6 protein-coding genes are annotated in these 5849 nt (G+C 65.1%); 5 read left to right on the forward strand and 1 reads right to left on the reverse strand.

Features of this window, described 5'->3' with window-relative positions; all coding sequences use genetic code 11:
• Positions 1–529 precede the first annotated feature (529 nt).
• The 4 genes from I6U14_RS09155 to lpdA all read left to right on the forward strand — a co-directional run bounded on the left by I6U14_RS09155 (position 530) and on the right by lpdA (position 3692).
• Positions 530–1129, forward strand: coding sequence for a hypothetical protein (locus tag I6U14_RS09155; protein ID WP_296898663.1), 600 nt, complete (start codon positions 530–532; stop codon positions 1127–1129).
• Positions 1130–1384: 255 nt separating this feature from the next.
• Positions 1385–1738 (forward strand): hypothetical protein, encoded by a 354-nt coding sequence (locus I6U14_RS09160; RefSeq protein WP_296898664.1) that lies wholly within the window; start codon positions 1385–1387, stop codon positions 1736–1738.
• The gene (locus I6U14_RS09165; RefSeq protein ID WP_296898665.1) at positions 1735–2163 is read left to right on the forward strand and encodes a TA system VapC family ribonuclease toxin; all 429 of its coding nucleotides are present in this window, start codon (positions 1735–1737) and stop codon (positions 2161–2163) included. The genes I6U14_RS09160 and I6U14_RS09165 overlap by 4 nt, the downstream gene beginning before the upstream one ends.
• A gap of 95 nt (positions 2164–2258) precedes the next feature.
• The gene (gene lpdA, locus I6U14_RS09170; protein WP_296898666.1) at positions 2259–3692 is read left to right on the forward strand and encodes a dihydrolipoyl dehydrogenase; all 1434 of its coding nucleotides are present in this window, start codon (positions 2259–2261) and stop codon (positions 3690–3692) included.
• A 252-nt stretch (positions 3693–3944) separates the two neighbouring features.
• Here lpdA and I6U14_RS09175 read toward each other — a convergent pair whose 3' ends face one another.
• The gene (locus tag I6U14_RS09175) at positions 3945–5105 is read right to left on the reverse strand and encodes a toxic anion resistance protein (protein ID WP_296898667.1); all 1161 of its coding nucleotides are present in this window, start codon (positions 5103–5105) and stop codon (positions 3945–3947) included.
• 190 nt (positions 5106–5295) lie between these two features.
• On the opposite strand from I6U14_RS09175, the gene I6U14_RS09180 reads away from it, so the two are divergent.
• Positions 5296–5775 carry a hypothetical protein gene (locus I6U14_RS09180; RefSeq protein WP_296898669.1) on the forward strand — a complete coding sequence of 160 codons (480 nt, stop codon included), beginning with the start codon at positions 5296–5298 and terminating at the stop codon, positions 5773–5775.
• Positions 5776–5849: the final 74 nt, after the last annotated feature.

Here is a 5849-nt window from a genome sequence, read left to right on the forward strand (position 1 = left end):
CGGCTCCGTCTGATTTTTGGGCAGGATGCCCAATAAATCAGCATCTCCCTAGAACACTATGAATATCTCCAGTACCACCAGCCTGTTTCGAAGCTTGTTCGAGCGGCCGCGACTTAGCGCCGAGTGCCTAGGGGTACCGCTGTTGGCCGGCTCGCAACGGGCGCGATTGTCGGTGTCGCCCCGGGACCTCGACTGGGTCATCAATCTGCTCGGGGTCGAGCTCGCCGAGGGATGTCCATGCATTCGGCGGGGCGCAAGTCGCCGGTTTCTGCGACGCTGAAGGAGGCCTGCGCGGCGGTCACCAGGCTGTTCATGCCAGCGGCCCGGCAAGAGCCGGCCCCCAGCGAGGCCGGCTCGGGAGCCGACGCTATCGGTGACCGGCACGATGTCAGCGCTCCCAGCCGCTCCAGATCCGACTCTTTCGAGTCGAACAACGCATACCTGACGCCAGACATAGGAAAGGTGACGCCAAAGCTCCACAATATCGCCTGATACTAAACTTCCACCAGCGCTGTACGAGGTGCGAGACATGACCGGGCGAGCCACACGAGAGTCCATCCAGGGGCAGTCGTTCAACGATGTGCTGAACGAGTTGCACGCGCACACCTTCTCCGGCTCCCCCGGGGAGTCAGACCCCTTCACGCTCGGCGAGCTGGAGCGGGAGTACATCGCCTACGCGCTGGCGCTGTACTACCAGTGCGAGCACTGCCGGGTGTATCACGGCAAGGTCATTGAGCGGTTGCGCTCCAAGGCGGGGCTGCCGGAGTGGCTCTGGCAGGACGAGCTGGTGAAGACGGTGCTCTTCCTGCGTACCGCCAAGGCGGGCGTGTCCGCGCTCGAATGGGACGGTTGGGTGGCATCCTGGCGACGCTTTGCAGGCCGTATCCACCACCGTCATCCCGGGCTTGCCTGTGCAACGGCTTATGCGATCGGCATCTCTCGCGCCGACGAGCCGCTGATGGACATGGCGTTCGAGTCCCTGAAGGACCGCTGGCCGGACCCGGCGACGCTGCTCGGCGTGATCCGCGACATCGACCGGGTGGTGGTGTTCATGAAGGCGGCGACGTCCAAGAACCGGACAGATCCCATCGTACGCCGGCAGCTTGGGGGATGCGGCGTTCGTGTTTAGGGAAGCGCCGAAGTATTCGGCGTTTCCCGTGCGGGCCAGGAAGGCCCACGATTTTTGCGACGCAAGTCGCTGAAAAAGAGGAGAAGCGAAAACCACGCTTCGCCACCAGCGCCGTTTTTGGCCGGGATGGCCAACCATCGGCGTCTGCCTGATCAAGCCATGTTCCACTTGGCCAGCGCTTGCTTGCTCCAGGCAGACGCCGCCCGGGGCAAGGCATCTTGATGCCCGTTGCAGTGAGCACTAAGCTGCCCACGCATGCGCAAGACGCTCACCATCGGCGACGATCTCTTTCACGTCCTGAAGGACGTGGCACATCAGCGCGGCATCAGCGTCAAGGAAGTGGTCAACGACACGCTCCGCCGCGGACTCAGTGCCGGGGAGGAACCGTGCGCGGCCGCCGAGCCCTTTCGCGTGCTGTCCGCGCCGCGCGGATTTCGACCGGGCATTGACCCCATGACGCTGAATCAGCTCGCCGACAAGCTGGAAACCGAGCGGTTCATCGCCTCAGACCATCAAGTCGCCGCCGGGTCTGCCACGGGGTCCGCCACCGGCGGCTCAGACAGCGACGCAGTTTCCGGCAACGGCGGCGGCGGGAGCCGCGGCGGATGATCATCCCGGACGTCAACCTGCTCATTCACGCCTACAACGAGGACGCCCCCGGACATGCGGGCGCAAAGCGGTGGTGGGAGGCGAGCTTGTCGGCTGCGCGACCTGTGGCGCTACCATGGGTCGTGCTGCTGGGCTTCGTGCGGCTGATGTCGGACCGTCGCGTGATCGACGACCCCATGCCCGCGGCCGAGGCAGTCCAGCACTGCAAAGCCTGGCTGGTACGGCCGAATGCGCGCATCATCTTGCCTGGCCCAGGGCACCTTGATCTGCTTGCCGATCTGCTCAGAGCCGCTTCGGCCGCCACAGATCTGGTCATGGATGCGCACCTTGGGGCCCTCGCCATCGAGCACCAGGCCGAGCTGCACGCAAACGACAGCGATTTCGCTCCGTTTCCCGGTCTTCGCCGGCGCAACCCCATCGCCTAGACCCCCTAAGCCTGCTTGAATGTCCGGCTGACATCCTGCTGGTCCGGCGACAGCACACAGGCACCCGACAACCTACGCATGCCAGAGGCAAGTCCATGACCGACTCCCCCCCCGTCAAAGAGCTCTCCGCCCAGGTCGCCGTGCTCGGCGGCGGCCCCGGCGGCTACACGGCGGCCTTCCGCGCCGCGGACCTGGGGCTGCGGGTGGTGCTCATCGAGCGCTATCCGACCCTGGGCGGGGTCTGCCTCAATGTGGGCTGTATCCCGTCCAAGGCGCTGCTGCACACGGCCGCCATCATCGAGGAGGCCAAGACCATGGACGCCATGGGCGTGAGCTTCGCGCCGCCCGAGATCGACCTCGACAAAATGCGTACCGGCAAGGACAAGGTCGTGAAAAAGCTCACCACGGGCCTCGCCGGCATGGCCAAGCAGCGCGGTGTGGAGGTGGTCACGGGCACCGGACGCTTCGAGGGGCCCAACCGCATCGGCGTGGACGGCCGCGAGGGCAAGGTGACCGTCACCTTCGATAACTGCATCATCGCCGCCGGCTCTGCGCCCATCCGCATCCCGGGCTTCCCGCACGACGACCCGAGAGTCATGGACTCCACCGATGCGCTTGAGATCGACGGCATCCCCGCGCGCATGCTCGTCGTCGGCGGCGGCATTATTGGTCTTGAGATGGCGAGCGTCTACGCGGCTTTGGGCAGCAAAATCGATGTGGTGGAGCTGAAGGACCAACTGATGCCGGGCGCGGACCTGGACCTGGTGCGCGCCTTCCAGAAGGTCATCAAAAAGCGCTACAACAAGATCTTCCTGGAGACCAAGGTGTCGCGCATGGAAGCCACCAGTGACGGCATCAAGGTGGTTCTCGAGGGCAAGTCCCCCGGCGAAGACACCTACGACAAGGTGCTCGTAGCCATCGGCCGCCGCCCCAACGGCAAGCTCATCAACGCCGAGGCCGCCGGCGTCAACGTGGACGAACACGGGTTCATCAAGACCGATCAGCACATGCGCACCAATGTGCCCAACATCTTCGCCATCGGCGACGTGGTCGGCGGCCCGATGCTGGCGCACAAGGCGACACACGAGGGCAAGGTGGCGGCGGAGGTCATCGCCGGCGAGCCAGCACTGTTCGACCCGCTCACCATCCCGTCCGTGGCCTACACCGACCCGGAGGTCGCCTGGATGGGACTCACCGAGCACGAGGCGAAGGCCCAGGGCATCGAGGTGGAAAAAGGCGTCTTCCCCTGGGCCGCCAGCGGCCGGGCGCTGGGCATCCACCGCGACGAAGGGCTCACCAAGCTGCTGTTCGACCCCGAAACCAAGCGCATTCTGGGCGCCGGCATCGTCGGGCCGAACGCCGGCGAGCTCATCGGCGAGACGGTGCTGGCACTGGAGATGGGCGCCGATATGGAAGACATCGGCATGAGCATCCACCCGCATCCGACGCTGAATGAGACCATCGGCCTCGCTGCGGAAATGGCGCATGGATCGATTACAGACCTTTTGCCGCCTAAGAAGAAGGGCTGAGGGCTGAGGGCTGAGGGCTGAGGAGAGGACACCAGAAAGCGCGGTGTTCCTTGGCCCTTGCCATTTGGCCCTCGGGTGAGCCAGGTCTACACTCAGAGCGAGTCCGTCATCGCTGCGCTGGCGCCAAGGCGTCGCCGGGAGGATTCCATGACAACACCTGCGACCGATCGGCTCCGGCGACAACAACGCCTGATGCAGTGACGCACCACGCCAGTCGCGAGAACGGGGCTTCGCGACCAGGACAGGACAGCCTCAACCCCGCGATTGCTCCTCCTCCGCTGTGGCTGCACTCGCCGCCGCCAGCGACTTGCGCAGGTCGTCCTCCATCTGCGTGAGCTCCGCAGCAGCCGCGGCGCGCGCGCGCTTGCCTTCGTCGGCGATCGCCAGGCTCTCCTCAATGGTCTCGATGAGGGCCTGATTCGCCTTTTTGACGGTCTCGATGTCGAATACTCCACGCTCGATCTGCCTACGCGCCTCGGCATTGGCCGTCTTCAGATTCTCGGCGTTGGCTCGCAGCAGCTCGTTGGTCAGGTCGGTGGCGGCCTTGACGGTCTCAGCGGCGCGCCCGGAGCGGTAGATGGTGATGGCCTGGGCCAATTGCTGGCGCCACAGAGGCACGGTATTCACCAGCGTCGAGTTGATTTTGTTGATGAGTCCCTTGTCGTTCTCCTGCACCAGCCGGATGCTCGGCAGTGCCTGCATGGCCACTTGGCGGGTCAGGCGCAAGTCGTGCACGCGCCGCTCGAGGTCATCGCGGGCGCCGCGCAGGTCGCGCAGGTTCTGCGCCTGCACCATGTCGTCAGCCTGCTCCACGTCACCGGCCAACTTTGGGATGGTCTCCTCGTCCAGCTCCTTCAGCTTGGCATCGCCGGCGGCAATATAGTGCTCCAGCTCGCGGAAGTAGTTGAGGTTGGCGTCGTAGAGCCGGTCCAGGCTGGTGACATCGGTGAGCAAGCGGGTCTTGTGCCGCTCGAGATCGATGGTGATGCGCTCGATGTGGTCACGCACCTCCTCGTATTCCTGGAGGAACTTCAGGATGGGCTTGCCGGCGCCGAAGATGCGGGCAAAGAAGCCCTTCTTTGCATTCGGGTCCAGTGCCTCGACGTCGAAACCCCGCAGCGTGCCCACCATCTGGCTCAGCGTGGCGCCAGCGGCTCCGGTGTCCTTGCTGCGTACGCCCTCCAGCATCTGATCGGAGACCTCGGTCAGCTGCTGTTGGGCCTTGGCGCCAAAGTGCATGATGGAGCTCGAGTCCGTCAGGTCCAGCTCCGCCAACAGGCCCTTGATCTCCTGCTGCTCCGCCGGCGGCGCATCGTCCAGCGCGACGATGTCCTTGACGGGCAAAGCCGCAGTCTCCTGCACAGCCGCAAGTGTCTCTGCCCGCGTGCCCATGGCCGAAGACGGCTCGCTCATGGTGGCTCCTCTCCGCTGTGGTTCTGTTCAGTGATCGGCAGATTCTCCCATAACAGCGCCGCACCGCGCGCCTTCGCTGATCCGGGTACTCAGGCGAGGCTGCCCGGAGAGGCGCTTGAGCGGGCACGGTTGCCGGTGCCGGCCATGCGATACTGCGCGGATCACGCACCACCGCTGGAGAGCCCTGCCCATGACCAGGAAAGACCAGATCCCTGTCGTCCACAGCCAGTCCACCCTCGCTGCCGCAGCCGCGGTAGCGGCGCTTATGGCCGCGCTGATGGCCATAGGCTGCTCCGGCGCCGGCGAGGATGTGCGCGTGACGCTCTGCAAGGACATCGTCGCTGTAAGCACGGGCGGAAGCCCAGTGTTCGAGGCGGCGGACGTCCGCACAAGCGGCTATCAGGGGGCCGAGGTAAGGCTCGCCTATCAGGTCGGCGACAGGCCCGGCCGCGCCACCTGCTTCTACGCCCACAACGCGGTGGAGGACACTGCGGATCAGCTGGCGAACCCGCTCAACGCCTATGCCACCTCGCCAGAACGAGTCATCATCGCTGGCGAGACACTGAGCCGCCCAGCGCTGGCGGAGGCAGTCAAGCAGGCCATGCTGAAGCAGGGCCGGCAATTCATCGAAGAGGCCAGCGACATGGCGCGCAAGGCCGTTTCGCAGTAACCCAAGGGTCCGGGAACCCTCGCACCGCAAACACAAACTAACCATTGACCAATCGGAGTCTATGCGGCGCCCAA

This window comes from Thiohalocapsa sp., assembly GCF_019695415.1.
In the GTDB taxonomy this organism is placed as follows: Bacteria; Pseudomonadota; Gammaproteobacteria; order Chromatiales; family Chromatiaceae; genus Thiohalocapsa.